This is a genomic window from Mycolicibacterium anyangense, from assembly GCF_010731855.1.
Classification (GTDB): domain Bacteria; phylum Actinomycetota; class Actinomycetes; order Mycobacteriales; family Mycobacteriaceae; genus Mycobacterium; species Mycobacterium anyangense.
Genome location: NZ_AP022620.1, coordinates 3,896,630 through 3,916,223, shown reverse-complemented (window position 1 = coordinate 3,916,223; position 19,594 = coordinate 3,896,630). Strand labels below are relative to the sequence as shown.

At 67.7% G+C, this 19,594-nt stretch carries 17 protein-coding genes; 5 read left to right on the top strand and 12 right to left on the bottom strand.

The window, feature by feature from the left end; translation table 11 throughout:
• Positions 1-41: 41 nt before the first annotated feature.
• Complete coding sequence (locus tag G6N35_RS18520; RefSeq protein WP_163805569.1) at positions 42-2,219, top strand: molybdopterin-dependent oxidoreductase; 2,178 nt, start codon at positions 42-44, stop codon at positions 2,217-2,219.
• Here G6N35_RS18520 and G6N35_RS18515 read toward each other — a convergent pair.
• From G6N35_RS18515 to G6N35_RS18485, 7 genes are all read right to left on the bottom strand, one after another.
• The gene (locus G6N35_RS18515; protein WP_163805568.1) at positions 2,209-2,601 is read right to left on the bottom strand and encodes a DUF6941 family protein; all 393 of its coding nucleotides are present in this window, start codon (positions 2,599-2,601) and stop codon (positions 2,209-2,211) included. The two genes, G6N35_RS18520 and G6N35_RS18515, sit on opposite strands and share 11 nt — an antisense overlap.
• A 37-nt stretch (positions 2,602-2,638) precedes the next feature.
• Positions 2,639-3,379, bottom strand: coding sequence for a glycoside hydrolase family 15 protein (locus G6N35_RS26955; RefSeq protein WP_281357023.1), 741 nt, complete (start codon positions 3,377-3,379; stop codon positions 2,639-2,641).
• Positions 3,309-4,871 (bottom strand): class I adenylate-forming enzyme family protein, encoded by a 1,563-nt coding sequence (locus tag G6N35_RS26950; protein ID WP_170313138.1) that lies wholly within the window; start codon positions 4,869-4,871, stop codon positions 3,309-3,311. The genes G6N35_RS26955 and G6N35_RS26950 overlap by 71 nt, the downstream gene beginning before the upstream one ends.
• Before the next feature lie 11 nt (positions 4,872-4,882).
• On the bottom strand, positions 4,883-7,147 hold the full coding sequence (locus G6N35_RS18500) for a molybdopterin-dependent oxidoreductase (protein ID WP_163805567.1): 2,265 nt from the start codon (positions 7,145-7,147) through the stop codon (positions 4,883-4,885).
• An 18-nt stretch (positions 7,148-7,165) separates the two neighbouring features.
• Positions 7,166-7,723 carry a TetR/AcrR family transcriptional regulator gene (locus G6N35_RS18495; protein ID WP_163805566.1) on the bottom strand — a complete coding sequence of 186 codons (558 nt, stop codon included), beginning with the start codon at positions 7,721-7,723 and terminating at the stop codon, positions 7,166-7,168.
• A 63-nt stretch (positions 7,724-7,786) separates the two neighbouring features.
• Positions 7,787-9,259, bottom strand: a complete 1,473-nt coding sequence (locus tag G6N35_RS18490; RefSeq protein WP_163805565.1) for an adenylate/guanylate cyclase domain-containing protein — start codon at positions 9,257-9,259, stop codon at positions 7,787-7,789.
• Between the two features lie 63 nt (positions 9,260-9,322).
• Complete coding sequence (locus G6N35_RS18485; RefSeq protein WP_163805564.1) at positions 9,323-9,979, bottom strand: YoaK family protein; 657 nt, start codon at positions 9,977-9,979, stop codon at positions 9,323-9,325.
• Positions 9,980-10,074: 95 nt separating this feature from the next.
• On the opposite strand from G6N35_RS18485, the gene G6N35_RS18480 reads away from it, so the two are divergent.
• Positions 10,075-10,902, top strand: coding sequence for a mycofactocin-coupled SDR family oxidoreductase (locus G6N35_RS18480; protein ID WP_163805563.1), 828 nt, complete (start codon positions 10,075-10,077; stop codon positions 10,900-10,902).
• 9 nt (positions 10,903-10,911) lie between these two features.
• Here G6N35_RS18480 and G6N35_RS18475 read toward each other — a convergent pair whose 3' ends face one another.
• The gene (locus G6N35_RS18475; protein ID WP_163805562.1) at positions 10,912-12,582 is read right to left on the bottom strand and encodes an acyl-CoA synthetase; all 1,671 of its coding nucleotides are present in this window, start codon (positions 12,580-12,582) and stop codon (positions 10,912-10,914) included.
• Between the two features lie 191 nt (positions 12,583-12,773).
• On the opposite strand from G6N35_RS18475, the gene G6N35_RS18470 reads away from it, so the two are divergent.
• Positions 12,774-13,679, top strand: coding sequence for an LLM class F420-dependent oxidoreductase (locus G6N35_RS18470; protein WP_163805561.1), 906 nt, complete (start codon positions 12,774-12,776; stop codon positions 13,677-13,679).
• Here G6N35_RS18470 and G6N35_RS18465 read toward each other — a convergent pair.
• Together G6N35_RS18465 and G6N35_RS18460 are read right to left on the bottom strand one after the other, a co-directional pair.
• The gene (locus tag G6N35_RS18465) at positions 13,669-14,910 is read right to left on the bottom strand and encodes an MCE family protein (protein WP_163805560.1); all 1,242 of its coding nucleotides are present in this window, start codon (positions 14,908-14,910) and stop codon (positions 13,669-13,671) included. The genes G6N35_RS18470 and G6N35_RS18465 overlap by 11 nt on opposite strands.
• Before the next feature lie 205 nt (positions 14,911-15,115).
• Positions 15,116-15,919 (bottom strand): SGNH/GDSL hydrolase family protein, encoded by an 804-nt coding sequence (locus G6N35_RS18460; RefSeq protein WP_163805559.1) that lies wholly within the window; start codon positions 15,917-15,919, stop codon positions 15,116-15,118.
• 138 nt (positions 15,920-16,057) lie between these two features.
• Between G6N35_RS18460 and G6N35_RS18455 the strand changes: the two genes are divergently transcribed.
• Positions 16,058-16,594, top strand: a complete 537-nt coding sequence (locus G6N35_RS18455) for a TetR/AcrR family transcriptional regulator (RefSeq protein ID WP_163807771.1) — start codon at positions 16,058-16,060, stop codon at positions 16,592-16,594.
• Here the strand turns inward: G6N35_RS18455 and G6N35_RS18450 are convergent.
• Positions 16,584-16,808, bottom strand: a complete 225-nt coding sequence (locus tag G6N35_RS18450; protein WP_163805558.1) for a hypothetical protein — start codon at positions 16,806-16,808, stop codon at positions 16,584-16,586. The genes G6N35_RS18455 and G6N35_RS18450 overlap by 11 nt on opposite strands.
• A 138-nt stretch (positions 16,809-16,946) precedes the next feature.
• Here G6N35_RS18450 and G6N35_RS18445 point away from each other — a divergent pair, with 138 nt between their 5' ends.
• Entirely contained in the window at positions 16,947-18,305 is a 1,359-nt protein-coding gene (locus tag G6N35_RS18445) for a cytochrome P450 (protein WP_163805557.1), read from the top strand.
• A gap of 96 nt (positions 18,306-18,401) precedes the next feature.
• Here the strand turns inward: G6N35_RS18445 and G6N35_RS18440 are convergent, their stop codons facing one another.
• Positions 18,402-19,418, bottom strand: coding sequence for a VWA domain-containing protein (locus tag G6N35_RS18440; RefSeq protein WP_246224360.1), 1,017 nt, complete (start codon positions 19,416-19,418; stop codon positions 18,402-18,404).
• Positions 19,419-19,594: the final 176 nt, after the last annotated feature.

Here is a 19,594-nt window from a genome sequence, read left to right as displayed (position 1 = left end):
TGTCTGGAACTCATTTCCCGCCGAAGTGCAAGAATCGCGCGATGCCGGTCGAGAATCGCGTCACGTACTGCCGGATCTGCGAGCCGATGTGCGGGCTGATCGCCACCGTCGAGAACGAACGGCTGATCTCGCTGCGCCCCGATCCGGACCACCCGCTGTCCCAGGGCCGAGCCTGCCCGAAGGGCATCGCGTTCACCGACGTGCAGAACGATCCGGACCGGGTGCTGACGCCGCTGCGCAGGCGCGCCGACGGGCAGTTCGAGGAAGTCAGCTGGGATACCGCGCTCGACGACATCGCCGGACGGCTCACCGCCATCATCGCCCGCCATGGCGGTTCCGCCGTCGGCCAGTACATCGGCAACCCGACCGCATTCGGCTATGCAGCCGGATTGTGGGGCGGCCTGCTGATGGCGCGACTGGGCACCAAACACCTGTATTCCGCTGGGTCCCAGGACATCAACAGCCGCTTCGTGGCCAGCAAGTTGCTCTACGGCGCCATCAGCCAGCTGCCGTTCCCGGATCTGCCGCGCACCGACTTCCTGCTCATGCTCGGGGCCAACCCGCTGGTGTCGCGCGGCAGTGCGGTACGCGCGCCGCGGATCAAGGACGACCTGAGCGCCATCGTCCGCCGTGGTGGCCGGGTGGTGGTGATCGACCCGCGCCGCACCGAAACCGCGCGGGTGTACGAGCACGTCGCCGTGCGCCCGGACTCCGATGCCTGGCTACTGGTGTCGATGCTGAACGTGATCTTCGCCGAGGGTCTCGAGGACGCGGCGGCCATCGCCCGCCAGTCCACGGGCGCAGCGGCGCTGCGGGCGCTGTGTGCACCGTTCCCGCCCGAGGCCACCGCGCAGCGCACCGGCTTGACTCCCGACCTGGTCCGCACGCTGGCCCGTGACTTCGCCACCGCCCCCACCGCCACCGCCTACGGCCGCACCGGCGCCTGCCTCGGCCATCACGGCACCCTGGTCAGCTTCCTGCTCGATGCGCTCACCCTGGTGACCGGCAACCTCGACCGGCCCGGCGGAACCTTGATGTCGCATGCGGTGATTCCGTTGGAGGACATGGGCGAACGCTCAGGGAACCTGAGCTACGGCAAGTCGCGATCGCGGATCGGCAACCTACCCGACGTCAACGGCACCTTCCCGGCCGCCGTCATGGCCGAGGAGATCACCACCCCGGGTGCCGGCCAGTTACGGGCGCTGTTCGTCCAGGCCGGCAACCCGGTGCTCACGGTGCCCAACAGCGATGCGCTGGAAGCCGCGATCCAGAAGCTCGAACTGCTTGTCTCCCTTGACTTCTACGTCACCGAGACCAACAAGTACGCGCACTACGTCCTGCCGGCCACCACCATGCTGGAACGCGACGACCTACCGACCACCTTCGCGGCGTGCTGTCCGTCGGTGTTCGTCCAGACCACCGAGGCCGTGCTCGAGCCCTACGGGCAGGCCCGCGCGGAATGGGAGGTGTACGCCGACATCGCCAGGCGGATGGGCCTGTCACTGTTCGCCACCGGACCGCTGCAGCGGCTCAATCCCGTTCTGGCACTGCTGGAGCGCAAGGGCCTGATGAACGTGACCCCGCGGAACCTGATGTCGCTGCTACTGCGCACCGGGCCCTACGGGGACCGGTTCGGTCTGCGTCGGGGTGGGCTCAACCTGTCGAAGCTGCGCGAGCATCCGCACGGTATGGTGCTGGCCGAGCATGCCCCGACCGGCGTGCTGGAGAAGGTTGTCCGGCATCCCGGTGGGAAGGTGTGTCTCGACCCGCCGGAGATCGTCGCCGAGATCGGCCGGCTGGGCACCCGCGTCAACGATGATCCCGATTTCCCGCTGCTGGCCATCGGTATTCGCGAAGTGCGGTCGCAGAACTCGTGGATGCACAACAGCCCCACCCTGATGAAAGGCGACCGCAAGCACCGCACCCGGATCAATCCCGACGACGCAGTGGCCGCCGGGATCGTCGACGGGGGACGGGTGCGGATCACGTCCCGGCAGGGTCAGATCGAGACCGACGTCGTGGTCACCGACGAGGTGGGCAGCGGAACCATCGCCGTTCCGCACGGCTGGGGCCACCGCGGCGGCTGGCAGCTGGCCAACAGCATGCCCGGAGCCAACGTCAACGAGCTGACCTCCAGCCGCCCCGAGGACCTGGAGACCCTGGCCGGGATGTCGGTGCTCAACGGTGTCGCGGTACGCATCGAAGCGGTCACTGGGTGACCGTGAACCCGGCCAGCCAGTCCTCGTGCATCTCGTCGGCGATCGAGACCCGCCACTGGTAGCGTTCGCCCACCGTGAGGTTCAGCGGCGGGATGGTCGCGATGAACGGAATGGTGACCGGGGTGCCCGCCGGGTGTACCGGGTGGCGGCGCGCCTTGATGGTGTTCTCCTCGGTGTGGGCTACCCGCGCCCCGTCGCTGTCGACGAGTTCGGCACGGATCGGGAACGACCGGCCCAACTCCGACCACTGCACCTCGACGAACACGATCAGGACGTGCTGCGCGGTGGGCGTCGGACTGGTGGTCCAGCCCAGCCCCAGCGCGTGGACCGTTCCGTTCTGGTCGAGATGACCGCTGTGGGCCAGCAGCACGATGGCTCTCATCGTTGGGTGATGCTAGTCAACGTCGTCGGTGACCGGCTCAGGATCGTTCGTGCCGGCGTGCGGAGGTGCGCGTCGAGTGTCCGCTGAGTTGCCGGGCGGTGTTGATCAGCCCGACCAGGCTGAATGCCTGCGGGGTATTGCCGACCTGCTGGCCGCTCTCGGTGTCGTACTCCTCGCTGAGCATGCCCACGTCGTTGCGCAGGCTCAGCAGCCGCTCGAACAACTCGGTGGCGGCCGCGTCGCGGCCGGTGCCGCTGAGCGCATCGGCGAGCCAGAAACTGCACGCCAGGAACGCGCCTTCAGTGCCGGGCAGACCGTCGTCACTGTGCTGCGGGCGGTAGCGCAGTACGAAACCGTCTCGGCACAGCTGCTCCTGCACCGCGTCGACAGTGCCGACGATCCGTGGGTCGTCCCACGGCAGGAAGCCAACCCTGGGCAGCAGCAGTGCCGCATCCAACTCGTGGGACCCGTAGGACTGGGTGAAAGTGTTTCGGGCGCGGTCAAATCCGCGCTCACAGACCTCGCGGTGAATCGTGTCGCGAAGGGCTCGCCAGGTATCCAGCGGGCCGGGCAGCCCGTGGTTCTGCACGGTGCGCACCGCCCGGTCCGCTCCGGCCCAGGCCATCACCTTGGAATGTACGAACTGCCGCTGCGGGCCGCGCACCTCCCACAGGCTGTTGTCCGGCAGCTGCCAATGTCCGGCAGAATCAGCAGAAGTCTGCGGCGAGCTTCTTCTTGTCGACCTTCTCGCCCGCGACGGTGGGCAGCGGTGCGTCACGGATCACCCAGCGGCTGGGCACGGCGAAGTAGGCCACGATGCCGCGCAGGTGCTCGGCCAGTTCGTGTTCGGACGGAGCCCGGTCGCCCCGGCGGTGCACGACGACGGCGGCGAGTTCCTCGCCGAGGTCGGGGTGCGGCAGCCCGATCGCCGCGGCCTCCACGACATCCGGATGCGACAGCAGGGCCTCTTCGACCAGCGGGCAGGAGATGTTCTCGCCGCCGCGGATCACCATGTCCTTGCTGCGGCCGTCGATGAACAGGTAGCCCTCGTCGTTGAGATGCCCGAGATCGCCGGTGTGCAGCCAGCCATCGGAATCGACTGGGCTGCTGTCCATTCCGACATAGCCGAGCATCACGGTGGGCGAGCGCACCAGTACCTCACCCACCCCGTCGTCGTCGGGATCGGCGATCGCCAGTTCGACCGTCGGGTACGGCGGCCCCACCGACCCGGGGTACTTGGCCAGATCGGATCCGCCGGCCACGGTGAAGAATCCGGCGCCCTCGGTCATCCCCCAGGTATTGGCCAGACCGCGGGCCTGCAGCTGCGGCAGCTTGCGGGCCATCCGCTCCAACAGAACGGGGGAGACGGCAGCGCCCCCGAGGGGAAAGGCTCGCAGGCTCGACAGGTCGTAGGAATCGAAATCGGGATGCTCGAGCAGCCGCACCGCCATTGTGGGCACACCGCCCCAGCGCTGCACACCCTCGGCCTCGATCAGGGCGAGCACCTGGCCCGGGTCGAATCGACCGGAGTTGAGCACGATGCGCCCGCCGGTGATCACCTGACCGAGCAGGGTGGCCAATGCGCCGACATGGAACAACGGTGTGCACACCAGGTTGACTTGTTGTGGCGCTTGCACATTCAGCAACTGTGGTAGCTGTCGCGAGCGCACCAGCACGTTCTGCTGATTGCCTGCGATACTCCGGAACGACAGCTCGACGCCCTTCGGCAGTCCTGAACTGCCGGAGGTGAACAGGACCGCGGCGGGATCGTCCTCGTCGGCGGGACCGGGCAGCACCGGCGGCGAGTCGTTGAAACCGCCGAAGCACGAACGCAATTCAGCGATATCGAGCACCGGCAGTGTGGTCGGCACGCTCACATCGTCGGTGATAACGGCGACGGGGTCCACCAGCGTGATCGAGTGTTCGGCCTCTCGGGGGCTCCACCACCGGTTGCCCAGCACGGGCACCGCGCCCAGTGCCCAGATTCCCCACAGCGCCAGCACCCAGTCCGGGCTGTTGTAGCCCACCAGCACCACCCGACGGCCCGGCGTCACGCCCAGGGCGCCAAGCGTGTCGCGGGCAGCACCGACCGCGGCGAAGAACTCCCCGAAGCTGATGCGGCGCTCGCCCTGCACCAGGAAGCTGCGATCAGCCCATCGCTGGCACCCGAAGAACAGGTCGGCGAATGTGCGGGGCCGCTGCGGGTAGATCAGGCCGGGGTGGCCGGCGTAGTGACCGGCCTCGACATCTTCACCCCACGGCGACTGCACAAGACGCGATCCTAGAAGGCGCCCTCGCTGCCCGCGGTGGCGAGGTCGGCGCGGACCGCCTCGATACGCGCCGGCACATGCTTGTGCCAGGGTGTCCCGGCGTAGGCGTCCCGCCAGTCCGCTGAGGTCAACTCGTTGGGTGCGACACCGGGGACCTCGGTGGCGCCGTCCGCGGCGACGAAGTCGAGTCCGTAACCGTTGGGCAGTGCGGCATGGCCGGGCAACATGGTCTCGCTGATCTCGACGCGGGCCTCGGCGCTGCCGGCGGCGGTGGTGATCCGGGCCAGGCCGCCGTCGACCAGGCCGAGCGCCTCGGCGTCTTCGACGCTGACCCGCAGCGCGCCGTCGGCGTCGCGTTTACGCCAGGACGGATCGCGGAAGATGTCGTTTGCGGTGAACGCCCGCCGCTCACCGGCCGATAGCACGATGGGGAACTCGTCGGTGGCGTACCCCGGACGAGCGGTGTGCAGCGCGCGGATCTCGTCGAGCATCTCCGGCATCTCCAGCCGGATCTTGTGGTCGGGATGGCTGATCAGCGCGAAATCGTCGGCGTACTCGTGCGCGCTGAACGTCACCCCCGACTTGCCAGCCAGGATGGCGTCGAACAACGCGTTGCCGTCGGCATGACCGGCCCGGTGCACCGCGTCAGGGTAGGTGAGCACCGCCTTCTGGGCCAAACCCCATAGTGCAGCAGCGCCTTTGAGCCCGTCGGGCAGGGTGGGGCCGAGCGTCTCGTAGAGCACGTAGGGCAGCACTTTGCCCAGTGCGGGGTTGGCGGCCATCGCGGTGAAGAATGCCGCGGTGTAGGCGTCGCGCCCCTGTGCGGCCGCCTCGCGCAGTGGGCGCAGGTCCTCGTCGCTGACGATGTCGAGGGCGCGGACCAGCCGGGCCCAGATCTCCGGTTCGGGCAGGGTGCCGGGCAGCGGCTCGAACAGCGGGTGGCGCAGATGAACCTCGTTGTGCGGGAACTCGAAATTGAAGAACGTGGCCTCGGGCTTCTCGAATTGGCTGGCCGCGGGCAGCACGTAGTGGGCCAGGCGCGCGGTCTCGGTCATGGCCACGTCGATCACCACGAGGAACTCCAGCGACTGGAACGCAGTGCGACATAGCTCGGAGTCGGCGATCGAATGGGCGGGGTTGGCGCTCTCGACGATCATCGCCCGGAACCGGTCGGGGTGATCGGTCAGGATCTCTTCTGGCACCACATTGGACGGCATCAGTCCGGCGATGATGGGCGCACCGGTCACGGGGGAGCGGCCGACCCCGCTGGGGCTGAAGAGCGGGGCGAACGTCGAATGAAGGTGCTGTCCACCGCGTTTGGCGAAACTACCGGTCAGGATCCACAGCAGTTTGTTCAGGTAGGAGCACAGCGTGCTGTTCGGTGCCTGTTGCACGCCGAGGTCCTCGAACACCGCGACGCTGTCGGCCGCGGCGATGCGCCGGGCGGCCGCGCGCAGAAGCTCCTCGTCGACCCCGCTGCGCTCGGCGTAGTCGTCGATCGGCACGGTGCGTAGTACGTCACGGACGGCGTCGGCACCGTGCACATGCTCGGCGAGAAAGCTTTCAGCACAGAGATTCTCCTGCACCAGCACGGCCGCGAGCGCGGCCAGGCACCAGGCGTCGGCGCCGGGCTTGACGCGCAGGTGGAAGTCGGCCATCTTCGCGGTGTCGGTGAGCACCGGGTCGATCACGATCATCGATCGCGCGGGGTCCTTGGCGATCTCATTGAGCACGGTGCGGGCCTGTGGGAAGCCCTGTGACATCCAGGGGTTCTTCCCGACGAACACCGAGACTTCGGCATTGCGGAACTCACCGCGGGTGTGCCCGCCGTACAAGTGGGCGTCCACCCAGTACTCGCCGGTCTTCTCCTGTGCCAGCGCGTTGGAGCGGTACCGCGAACCCAGCGGCTTGAGGAACGCACTGCTATAGGCACCACCGAGATGATTGCCCTGCCCGCCGCCGCCGTAGTAGAAGATCTTGTTGCCGCCGTAGGTTTCGGCGATCTGCTGGAAGCCGGCGGCGATCTCGGTGATCGCGGTGTCCCAGTCGATCTGCTCGTAGCTTCCGTCCGGCCGGCGCCGCTGCGGGGAGGTCAGCCGTGACGGGTTGTTCTGGTAGTGGTCCAGGCGCAGCGCCTTGTTGCAGGTGTACCCCTGCGATCCGGGGTGGTCCTTGTCGCCCCGGATCTTGGCCAACCGGCCACCTTCGGTCTGCACGACGATGCCGCAGTTGCACTCGCAGAGGATGCAGGCGGTGGGCTGCCAGTCAGCGGACATTCGCGGTACTCCCTGTTCTCAGCAGGCCTCGAGCAGACTGCGTAGTTGGCGGTGGACGGTATCGAGAGGAGTGCTGTCGCGGGCGGCGCGGGCCAGCACGATCGCGCCTTCCAGAGCCGAGATCATCAGCACCGCGAGGTCAGCGGCGCGCGTGGTGGCCATACCGTCGGCGATGAGGCGCTGTGCGATCAGGGCGTTCCAGCGGTCGAATGCCGCCGCGGCACGCTCGATCATCGGCGAGCCGGCGTCGGGATCACCGGCTTCCACCGCCACCGCGAGTACCGGGCAGCCCGCCCGATAGTCCGTCTCCAGCAGGTGCTTGCGGTAGAAGCGGACCAGGGTGTCGAGCATGTCGGCTCCGCTGGTTGCGCGCTCCATCTTGGCGGCCACGTAGTCCGCGGCGTAATCGACTGCCTCGCAGAGCAGTTGGGTACGGCCGCCGGGGAAATAGTGGTAGGCAGAACCGCGCGGCGCCCCGCTGTGCGCCAGCACGTCGGCGATCGCCGTCGGATGGGCGCCACGCTCCCGGATCAGCAGAACGGCCGAGCTGACCATGCGCTCACGGGGACCTGCCACCCTATGTATGTAACCATACATAACGGCTGGGCGCCAGGGGCCCGGCGAAGGTGAACCGAAGGCTCAGCTCACCGGCGCCGACATGACCGTCGGCTCCAGTCGCCCCCGGAGCACTTCGGCGCCGCACTCGGTCCATCGAGCGCGTTCGGCCGGCGCGGTCTCCAGGAGCGCCACCGCCGAGCACAGTGCCCGGGCCGGGGTGAGCTTGGCCCGGTCGGCCAGCCTGGCCGCCTCGTTCACGGCGTCGCCGATGACGGTGTATTCGTAGCGATGCTCGGCGCCGACGTTCCCGGCGAACACCGGGCCGGCGGAAACACCGATTCCGAAGTCCACCAAAGGAAGTCGGCGCAGGGTACTAGTGAGCTCGCGGGCTGTCGCCAAGGCGTCGGAGGCCGCATCGGCGTTGGCCAGCGGGGCCCCGAACACCGCCAGCACCGCGTCACCCTGGAACTTGTTGATCAGGCCGCGGCGTTGGTCCACTGCTGCCACCACGATCGCGAAGAAGTGATTGAGCACCTCGGCGACTTCGGCCGGTGACCGGGATTGGGCGAGCTGGGTAGAGCCGACGAGGTCGACGAACAGGATCGCCGCATGGCGCACCTCACCGGTCAGCGTGTCGGCGTCAGCGACTGCGCGCAGCGCCACATCGGTCCCGACGTGGCGGCCGAACAGATCGCGTAGCCGGTCGCGTTCGGCCAGCCCGGCAAGCATCCGGTTGAATCCGCTCTGCAGCCGGCCGACCTCGGAGTGCTCATACACCGGCACCCGGGTAGCGATCTCCCCGTGTTCGACCTTGGCCATGGCATCGACCACGTCGCGTACCGGGTCGGAGATTGACAGGGCGGCGATCGTCATCGCACGAAGGCCGACCAGTCCGGAGACGACCGCCAAGACCACGACGGTCACCTCGATGGAGGCCGTCTTCTCGATGATCCAGCCGTGCGAGTGCATCACCACCACGATCGCGATGCCAAGCGTGGGAAGTGCGCTGGAGACTAGCCACATCAACAGCAGCCGGGCCAGCACCCCCGGGGTGCGTTCCCGCTCCGACGGTGTGTAGATAGCGGCGATGATGGGGCGCAGTGTTCGCTGGATGAGCAGCAGTGCGGCCCCGGCCGAGGTGGTGGCGCCGAAGAACATGGCTATCGCGACCAACCAGGCCGCGGCCGCACCGGCGTCGCGACTGACGATCACCAGCACCACGCCGCTCAAGGCCCAGATGCCCGCCAGCACTTCCCACTGGGTGCGCAGAAGGCGCCGCACGAAGGCGCGGTCGGCGGCACCGGGCGGTTGTCCGGCTGTGAACCAGCGGAGTTTGACGTCCACTACGTAGATGGCACAGGCGATGACAGCCGCGATGCCGAGCACCCCCAAAACCGACCCGGTGATCAAGGTGCCGGGGTTGAAGACGGCCTGAGCTTCCGGCACCACCTGGTGGCGCAGCGGCATGATCAGGATGATCAGCTCGACGGTGGCGAGCAGCTGACCGAGCGCCAAGGCTCTGGCGTAGCGGAGCCGCAGTCTGCTCGCGGTCATGGCCGTAGACGCTACTGCGGGCCGGCCGCGGAGTCATGCATTCCAAGCCGCCGGACGGGTGCATTACGGCGTGGCCACCGACGCCTTCGGCGCGATCCGGAGCAGGATGGCAGCGACCAGGACACACACCGCGACAGCGCCGATGGTCGCGGGCACCGACACCGCGACCAGCAGCGCCCCGGCAGCGGCCCCGGCAAGCATGGCGCTGATGGAGGCGATCCGCCGGCCCGGGCGGGCGCCGGGGCCACCGGCGATCCGGCTGTCGGCGGCCAGACCGGTCACCGTCAGCGTCAGCACGGTGGTGGTGAGGTCGGGCACGGCCATCCGCCGCGCGGTGCTGTTCTGTAGGCCGAATGCGAACGCCAGCACCGCCACGATCGGTGCGCGACCGACCGCCGCGGTGCCCAGGACGGCCAAGGCGACCGAACTGCCTGCGAGCAGCAGAGCCTGGACACCGAGGATCGAGGACGGCCACGCCCGGGTGGCGGCCAGGCGGTGGCCCACCGCACCGCCGGCCAACGCCCCTAACAAGAACGCCCCCAGCGCAATCAGCGCCAACGTGGCGGACAGACCCGAACCGCGGTTGGCGGCGAAACCCAGGAACACCACGTTGCCGGTCATGTTGGCGACGAACACGTGCCCGAGTCCCAGATACGAGACGGCATCGACGAGTCCGGTTCCCACGGTCAGGATCAGCAGGGCGGCCTGGGTAGTGCGCATACGCTCCCCAACCACAACGGCGCCGGTTTGTTCCCGCGATGAGGTTGTCCCACATTCCCGACCATCCGGCCCGGACTCGAACGTATGGTGTGGCCGTGACTGACACCACCAAATCCCTGGCAGGCAGAGTCGCCTATGTCACCGGTGGGGCCCGCGGCCAGGGTCGCGCGCACTGCATCCGGCTGGCGCAGGCCGGCGCGAACATCGTCACCATCGACGCCTGCGGTCCCGTGGGCAGGCACATCGGCTATGAGCCGGCCACGCCAGAGGATCTCGCCGACACCGTCCGCCTGGTCGAGGACGAGGGTGTCAAGATCAGTGCCGAGCGGGTCGACGTCCGCGACCTCGACGGCCAGAAGCGGGTAATCGCCAGTGCCGTCGAACAATTCGGCCGCCTAGATGTCGTCGTAGCCAACGCTGGTGTGATGAGCTGGGGCCGCGCCTGGGAGATCCCGCCGGAGATGTACCAGGAGATCATCGACATCAATCTCACCGGGTTCTTCAATACCGTGCAGGCGACGGTGCCGGCGATGATCGACGCGGGCAACGGCGGGTCGATCATCGCGATCAGTTCGTCGGCCGGGATCAAAGCGGTGCCCGGTGCCGGGCATTACTGCGCCAGCAAGTTCGGCGTTGTGGGCCTGGCCAATTCGCTGGCGCTGGAACTCGGCGAGTACGGGATCCGGGTGAACTCGGTGCACACCTATGGCGTCGATACCGCGCTGGGCAACGACCTTTCGATGTACGAGATGTTCCAGAAGCATCCGCACTTCGTGTACAGCTTCTCACCCGGCGCACTGCCCACCGAGTCGCTGATCCCGCCCAAGGACGTCAGCGAGGTGGTGCTGTTCCTGGCCAGCGACGCATCGTCACTACTGACGGCGGCACAGATCCCCGCCGACAAGGGCTACCTGAAGGTGTAGGCAGGCGCTCTAGGCCTGGGCGCCAAGGCTTTCCGCAGCGACAGCCTTGGCCCACCGGTAATCGGCCTTGCCGGCGGGGGAGCGCACGACCTTGTCGGTGCGGATGAATGCCTTCGGCAGCTTGTAGTGCGCGATGTGCTGCGAGCAGGCCTGCTCGAGTTCGTCGTCGGTGGCCGACTTGCCCTCGGCGAACTGGACGATGGCCACCACCTCGCTGCCCCAGCGTTGCGAAGGCCGGCCGGCCACCACCACGTCGTACACCGCCGGATGGCTGGCCACCGCACGCTCGACCTCCTCGGCGAAGATCTTCTCGCCGCCGGAGTTGATGGTCACCGAGTCCCGGCCGAGCAACTCGATCTGACCGTCGGCCAACAGGTTTGCGCGGTCGCCGGGAATCGACCAGCGAATGCCGTCGATGGTCGGGAAGGTGCGAGCCGTCTTCTCGGCGTCGCCGAGGTAACCCAGCGGCACGTAGCCACGCCGTGCCAGCCAGCCCTCGCCGTCGCCGGGCTGCAAGACCCGGGTGAAGTCTTCCGACACCACCGTGGTGTCTGCCAGGGCGGTGAACGTCGCCGCCTTGGCGCCGGCGCCCTTGGTCGCCACCGTCGTCATCTGTGCGCCGGACTCCGAGGAGCCCACCGCGTCCATCACCATGATGTTGGGCAGCGCCTCCAGCAGTTGGTCGCGGACCGTCGGCGACAGCGGCGCACCGCCGTTGGTCATCACAAACAGCCCGGACAGGTCATAGGCGCCGGTCACGATTTCGTCGAGCAGTGGGCGGGCCATCGCGTCACCCACCAGCGGGATGCTGAGCACCCGCTCCCGCTCGGCCAGCCGCAGCACCCCCTTGGGATCGAGGTGTTTGACGTTGTCGGGCAACGCAACCCAGCCACCGGTGCTGATGGTGTTGTAGACGCCCCACTGGGCGGCGCCGTGCATCAGTGGGGGAAGTAGCAGTAGCGACCGAACGCCGGCGTTGGTGCGGGCCTGCTCGGCGAGGTCGGAGTAGCTGTTCAGGTCCCCGCCGCCCATGAACGGGCGACCGCCCATCGCCGACATGAAGATGTCGTGCTGGCGCCACAGCACGCCCTTGGGCATCCCGGTGGTGCCGCCGGTGTACAGGATGTACAGGTCGTCGCCGGTCGGGGTGGGCATACCGCCGGCCGGTTCGGGGGTGCTGACGATGGATTCGTAGTCCACCGCACCGGGCAAGAGCTCATTGCCGGAATCGTCGGCAACCTGGATCAGCAGCTGCAGATCGGGCAGCTGGTCGCGGATGGAGGCCACATGCGGTGCGAACTCCGCGGCGTAGACCAAGGCCTTGGCCCCCGAATCGGTGAGCAGGTACAGCAGTTCTTCCTCGACATAGCGGTAGTTGATGTTGAACGGCGCCACCCGCGCCCGGTACCCGGCCACCATCGCCTCGAGGTATTCGTTGCCGTTGCGCAGGTACAGCCCGACGTGATCCTGGCCGGACTGGTGGCCCTGCAGCTGGTCACGTTCGGTGTGGCAGCCGAGGCCTTGGGCGACCAGGTAGTGCGCCACGCCGTCGATGCGGGCGTCCATCTGGGCGTACGTCAGATCCAGGTCGCGCCAGACCAGTACCCGGTTGTCGGGGAGCGTGGTCGCGACGGTGTGGAAGACCGTGGAAAGGTCGAAGCTGGCGTCGCTGCTGCCCATGGACTCTCCTGCGCTGTGTGGCCGTACTAGAACGCGTTCTAGTGTGCCAGAGGTTACACAGCTGGCGGGCGCGGAATCTGACGGGGCCGCGGCAGGGGGAGACCCCGGTCGAACAGTTCCGAAACTCGATCGCCATGCTGGAAGGGGATACCGTGCGGATCCCTGAAGAGGCCTGAGACCAAGGAGCAGCCGTGACCGAGCGCGCCCGTATCGACTTCCCGTCCCGCATCGGAGTGTGGTGGGGCGGCACCGCCTGGCCCATGCCCGCCGCCCAGCAGGTGGCCCGCGACATCGAATCCCTGGGCTACGGTTCGCTGTTCATCCCGGAGATCGGGCTCAAGGACTGTCTGGTCGAGTCCGCCGCCCTGCTCGAAGCCACCGACAACCTGGTGATCGGCACCGGCATCGCCAACATTCACGCCCGGCTGCCGATGGTGGCCGAAGGCGGTGGCCGCGCTCTGACCGCGTTGCACCCCGGCCGGTTCGTGCTCGGCCTCGGCGTCAGCCATGGCCCATTGGTGGAGAACGCCTTCGGCCTGACCTATGACAAGCCGCTGGCCACCATGCGCGGCTACCTCGAACGCATGGCCGCGCTGCCCGACTTCATCGAAGGCGGGGTCCGTCCGCCGCGCCTGCTGGCGGCCTTGGGCCCCAAGATGATCGAACTCTCCGGCACGATGGCCGACGGTGCGCATCCCTACCTGGTCAATCCGGAACAGACCGCCACGACCCGCGAGATCCTCGGCCCGGACAAGTGGATCGTGTCCGAACAGGCAGCGGTCGTCGAGGGCGATGCCGAGGAACAGCTGCGCCGCGCACACCTGCACCTCGAGGTCTATTCGGGCCTGCCGAACTACCGGAACTCGTGGCTGCGCCAGGGATTCGACGAGTCCGACTTGGTCAGGGGCGGTTCAGACCGGCTCGCGCGGGGCATTGTCGGCATGGGCTCGGTCGAACAGGCGGCCGCCTCGGTGACCGCACACCTCGACGCCGGGGCAGACCACGTTGTGGTCCAGGTCCTGGGCGACGGCAATCCGATGTGGGACCCGCGCCCGTCGCTGCGCGAACTGGCGGCCGCGTTCGGACTTACGGATTGATGGTGTTCTCGCCCACCTGACGTCCCCACACATACTCGGTGAGGATCGGCTGGCCCAGCTCGAAGTGGTTGTAGGGCGCCAGCGATGCGCCGTAGTCGGCGACCAGATACGGCGCAGGCCAGAAGTCGTGAGTGATCTCCTGCCAGCAGCCCGGTGCTCCGCCCGGGCCGCCCTTGGCGTTCACCCGCGGCAGGTTGTCGGGGTAGACGTAGGGGTTGGGTGCGCCGGTGAGCCCGATGTGGAAGTCGATGGAGTATCCGTTCCCGCCGGCGCTGTCCTTGGCCTTCGACGTCGCGTAGTTGCGGATCATGCAGAACAACTCGGGGCTGTAGGTGTCCAGCAGCCGCGAAGTGGTCACCAGATCCCGTTGGCCCGCAATGAAATACGGTGCCCCACGCTTGAACACGTCAGCCCCGGTGTTGCCGAATCCGGTCGAGGCCAGCAACGCGGCGTCGAGGTCGCCCTGCTGCCGATTGAGCGTGCCCGCGGTGGTCACCGCGTGGTCGAGGAAATCCCAGAAGTCGGGGGAGGCCTGTTTGTAGACATCGGCGAGGTTGGCCAACTGGCGGATGTTGGACCGGATCTGCGGCATCTGGGGGTTGATGTCGTCGAGCACGGCGTTACCGTTGAGCACCGACTGACCGAACTTGGTACCCAACCCGTTGAGCGCCTCGGCCGCTGCCGACAGCGTGAGGTTGAGCTTGACCGGGTCGACCTTTTCCGAGATCGACGTCAACGTCTCGAACAAGGTGTTGAATTCGGTCGTCACGTGGCTGACGTCGATGACATCGGCACTGGAGATCCGCTGCGCGCTGGGGTTGGCCGGGCTGCGGAAGGACACGTACTTGTTGCCGAACACCGTCGTCGCCTTGATCTCGGCGATCGCATTGGCCGGGATCAGCATGATGTACTTCGGGTTCACGTCCAGCGAGAGCTGGGCCTGCGTGCTGCCGTTGCGATCGATGGCCTCCACGCCGGTGACCCGGCCGATCTCCACGCCGTTGTAAGTGACCTTCGAGCCGGGGTCCATCACCAGGCCGGCCCGGTCCGAGACCATGGTCAATCTGGTCTTGGGGGTGAAATCACCGCGAAACTGCAGGTAGACCAGGACGACCACGATGGTCAGCAGGATTGCGGTGATGGTGAACGCCGTCTTGATCGGCGGATGGAACTGCCAGTGCCGGGTATGTTCCTGCCACCAGCCCAGCGGTTGGCTCTCCGCCCCGCTCATCGGCAGCGCGTCTGGATCGGGTCGCCCGGGCTGGCCGGGACGACGGGTCGGACATGCACTGGCGATCCCCTCCGCCTAACCGTTCGGCGCACCTTCCCCTCACTATGGCACGGCGAGGGCACCGTTCTGCTCTTTGGAGCAAAACGGTTCGGGGTGACAAATGTCGGACCCTCGCCCCAGGTGTGACACCGGTCACATCTGATGTTCAGGCGCTCCGGGCGGCCTCTCGGACTCGTTCTGAAACAGGTTGTAGCACTGGATACTTGGGGTTGCGACCGTCCCCTGAGGAGCGACCCCGCAGATGACGCCACAGCCATGGGATGAGCAGGCCACGCGTCCATTGCGCCTGGGCGTAGACGCGTTCGTAGAACCCGGTGGGCTCCACCTCCGCGCTCGCCAGCGCCCAGTCGCCGTTGCAGCCCGGCAGCTCGAGCGCCTCTGCGGCGGCCTCGGCGAACAGCCGGTGCCCCAGCGCCGAGGCGTGCATCCGGTCGTGACTCCAGGTGCGGGTCTGCGACATCGACGCAGCACTGTAGAGATCGACCAGCCTGAACCCGTGCCGCCGCGACGCCGCGACGATCACGTCGTTGATCTGGTGGACCCGCGCGCTGATCAACCTGCCGACCGGCAGCATCATGGCGACGTCGGGAAAGGTCGTGGTGACGACCGTGGCGCCGGAGGCCGACAACCGGCTGTAGACCTCGTCCAGGTCGGCCAGGGCGGTGGTGAAAGCCCGACCGGGCCTGATCACGTCGTTCATCCCGATGCAGACGGTGATGAGGTCGGGGTCCATGGCCAGGGCCTGGGGCAGTTGGTTGTGCAGCACGTCGCCGATCCGGCGCCCCCGGACGGCGAGATTGGCATACAGCAGGCCCGGATAGCGTGCGTCCAGGAGGGCGGCCAGCCGGTCGGCGAACCCGATCAAGCCGCTGGTGTCGTCGCCGTCCCACAGGCCCTCGGTCTGGCTGTCGCCGATCGCGACATAGCGGGCGAACCCGAAGTCGGACATGATGGCGAACTCTAGTGGACACGGCGGACGTACGATCGGCACGCAGTGGGAAGGGGGTGTGTACAAACGGTGAAGGTGCAGTCTGCGAACCCACCCACTGCGGCCGACGTCACGCCCCGCCAACGCCTCGTCGATGCGATGGCGGCTTCGATCGCCGACATCGGCTACTCGGGCACCACGGTCGCCGAGATCGTCCGTCGGGCCCGAACCTCGCGGCGAACCTTCTATGAGTACTTCTCCGACCGGGAGGCCTGCCTGGTCGCCCTGCTCGGCGACACCAATCGGTCGACGATCCAGGTCATCTCGGCGGCGGTTGACCCGGCGGCGCCGTGGGAGACCCAGATCCGGCAGGCGGTCCAAGCCTGGATCGCCAATGCCGAATCGCAGCCGGCAGTGATGCTGAGCTGGATCCGCGACCTGCCCGCCCTGGGGATGGCGGCCCGCGAGTTGCAGAAGCAGGTCACCGAGGCGTTCATCACGCTGATCCAAACCCTCAGCGACACTGACGAATTGCATGCCGCCGGCATCAACACGGTATCCCGTCAGCGGGCCATCATGCTGATCGGCGGTCTACGCGAACTGACGGCGATGACCGTCGAAAGTGGTGGCCGGATGCGCGACGTCACCGAGGAGGCGGTCGCCGCGGCGATCGCGCTGCTCGGGCCTACCGGGTGAGCCAGGCGCGAACCTTGTCCAGGTCGCGGGTGTACATCTCGTACATCTCGTCGTCGAAGAACGACGCCCCGCTGATGGCCTCCTCGCCCTGCCAGATGACCCGGACCCGGTGCTTGTCGCGCGAGTAGACGTCGGCACGGTCCGCTTCGCGGGTGTTCCAGCCGCGCCCCTCGCCGAATTCGCGCAGCGCCTGCCGTTCGCCGCTGACAGCCATCTGTCCTCCTCGTCGAAGTGCTGTAGTGCCCTGGCCAAGGGTACTGGGCCGTTCCGAGGGCGCCCGGGTTGTGCCCCTCGGTACAGCGGCGTACCGTGCCTGGTACAGCGATGTACCGAGATGACGAGGGGTAACCCGATGGCACAGGCGACGACGGATCCGGTCAGGCTTCCCCGGGGGCCGCGGACGCCCAAGCTGATCCAGGGCATCACGTTCGTCGCCTCCCGGCGCACCTCGGTGGGCTCGTTGGCCCGCCGTTACGGGCCAACTCTCACGCTGAACCTGCCGATCTTCGGCAAGACCGTCCTGATCAGCGAACCTGACCTCGTCAAGGACCTCTTCACCGCCGGCGCCGACCTCGTCGGACGGGCCACCAACCTGGGCGAGGTACTCGGCCCCGGCTCGACCTTCAGCCTGGACGGCGAGGAGCACCGGGCCCGCCGCAAGCTCCTGGTACCGCCTTTCCACGGCAAGCGGATGCACAGCTACGAAGCCGTCATCGAGGAAGAGGTGATGCGCGAGGTCGCCACCTGGCCTGAGGGGGTCGAGTTCGAGACGCTGCCCTCGATGATGCGCATCACCCTGAACGCGATCCTGCGCACCGTGTTCGGTGCACAGGGCGCGGCGTTAGACGAACTGCGCGATCTGCTGCCGCGTGCGGTGGAGATCGGTTCACGGCTGGTGGTGCTGCCGCGGTTCGTCCGCCGGGACCTCGGCCCCCGCAGTCCTGGCGGCATGATGCGACGCTACCGCCAGCGCTACGACGAGATCGTCGACTCGCTGATCGCCGAGGCGCGCTCCGATCCGAATTTCGAGGATCGCGCCGATGTGCTCTCGCTGATGCTGCGGGCCCGCTACGACGACGGCTCCCGAATCTCCAACCGGCACATCGCCGACGAACTGCTGACCCTGTTGACCGCCGGCCACGAGACCACGGCCACCACGCTGGCCTGGCTGGTCGAGCGCGTGCGCAGGCAACCCGGACTGCTCGAGCGGCTCACCATCGAGGCCGACGCCGGTGGCTCGGATCTGCAGCAGGCGACTATCTGGGAGGTGCAGCGGGTGCGCCCCGTCATCGACGGTACCTCCCGGCGCACATTGACCCGGATTCGATTGGGCGAGTGGGTGATTCCGGAAGATCACGTGATCATGGTGAGCATCGCCCTGGCGCACGCGTCAGCCGAACGGTTTCCTGACCCATCGGTCTTCGACCCGGATCGGTTTCTGGGTAATCCGCCCGACAACTACGCGTGGATTCCGTTCGGCGGGGGGATTCGCCGGTGCATCGGTGCCGCCTTCGCCAACATGGAGATGACCGTTACGTTGCGAACCCTGTTGCGTGAGTTCAGCTTCGAGCCCACCGGTGCGCCGGGTGAGCCCTACCAGTCCCGGGGAGTCGCCAATGCGCCCGGTGCCGGGGGCCGCGCTATCGTCCGCCGGCGCAGCCAGGCCCACCGGCCCAGCGGCCCACCCAGCCTGGTGGCCGCCGAGTCATAACCGGCACTGGCCGGTGCTGCCGACACCTGTGCGGTAGCTGGCAATGTGGTGGGAATTGCGGCGGCCTGGGGCCGCACGGCACGTTCGGGGCATGCCTCAGCCCGGCAGTCGGCGGTTCAGCACTATCCCGGCCGCCACCGACAGGGCCAGCGCCAATGCGCCGAGCGCGATCCAGGCCGCGCTCGCATCGCCCTGGATGACCTGGTAGCCGATCTGCTGATCCAGGGTCGAGTACACCCGGGTGAGCTCTTCGAGGCTGCTGGCTTGAAACGCCTCGCCGCCACTGAGTTCGGCGATCCGGGCCAGCGATTCGTCGTCGGTGGGAACCGGAATCGACTGGCCGTCGATCTCGACAACGCCGTTCTTGGTGCCGAAGGAGATCGTGGAGATCTGGACGCCCTGCTCCTTGGCCGCCCGCGCGGCGGTGAACGCCCCGCGCGGTGCCTCCAGATCCGGCGGGACGGTCTCCTTGCCGTCGGACTCCAGCACGATCCGACCCGGCGGCGGCCCGTCGGCGCCACCCATCACCGCACCGGTGGTCGCGATCGCCTGCAGCGCGGTGAAGATGCCCTCGCCGGTCGCCGTCCGCGGCTCGGGAACCAGCTTGTCTATCGCGGCCTTGACCTGCTCATGGTCGGTCGTGGGAGCCACCAGCAGGGTGGCACCGGAGGAGAACTTCACCAGCCCGAGGTTGATCCCCGGCGTGAGCATGTCGGCGAAATGCTTGCCGGCTTCCCGCGCGGCTTCGATCCGGCTCGGGGCGACATCGGTGGCCGCCATCGATTCCGACACGTCGATGAGCAGCATCACCACGGCGCGATTGCGGGGGATCCGCACATCGTGGGTGGGGCCCGCCATGGCCGTGGTCAGCAGTGCCAACGCGGCCACCAGGAGGGCCACCGGCAGATGCCGCCATCGACGCGGCTTTCGGCCCGCCGCGACCTGCTCGAGCAACTCCATGTTGGCAAACCGCAGCACCCGGCGGTTCCTGGCCCGCTGAATCAGGACGTATACCGCCACCACTGCGGCGATGATGGCGAAGTACAGGAAGAACCACGCGCTGGCGAACCCCGACACCGACAGTGAATTCACCGACGGACGGCTCCGGTCCACGCCCCGGGGCTCCTCGCCACCAAGCACACCATCGCTGCTGCCTTCCTCTTCGACCCGAGTTTCGACCCGAGTTCTTCTCAGCGAAGATCGGTACAAAGACACGGTAGCCACGTTGGCTGCGGATTCGCCGTGAGCGATCAGGAGGGTCGGAGTGGTTCTGCCGTGACTGCCGGTGC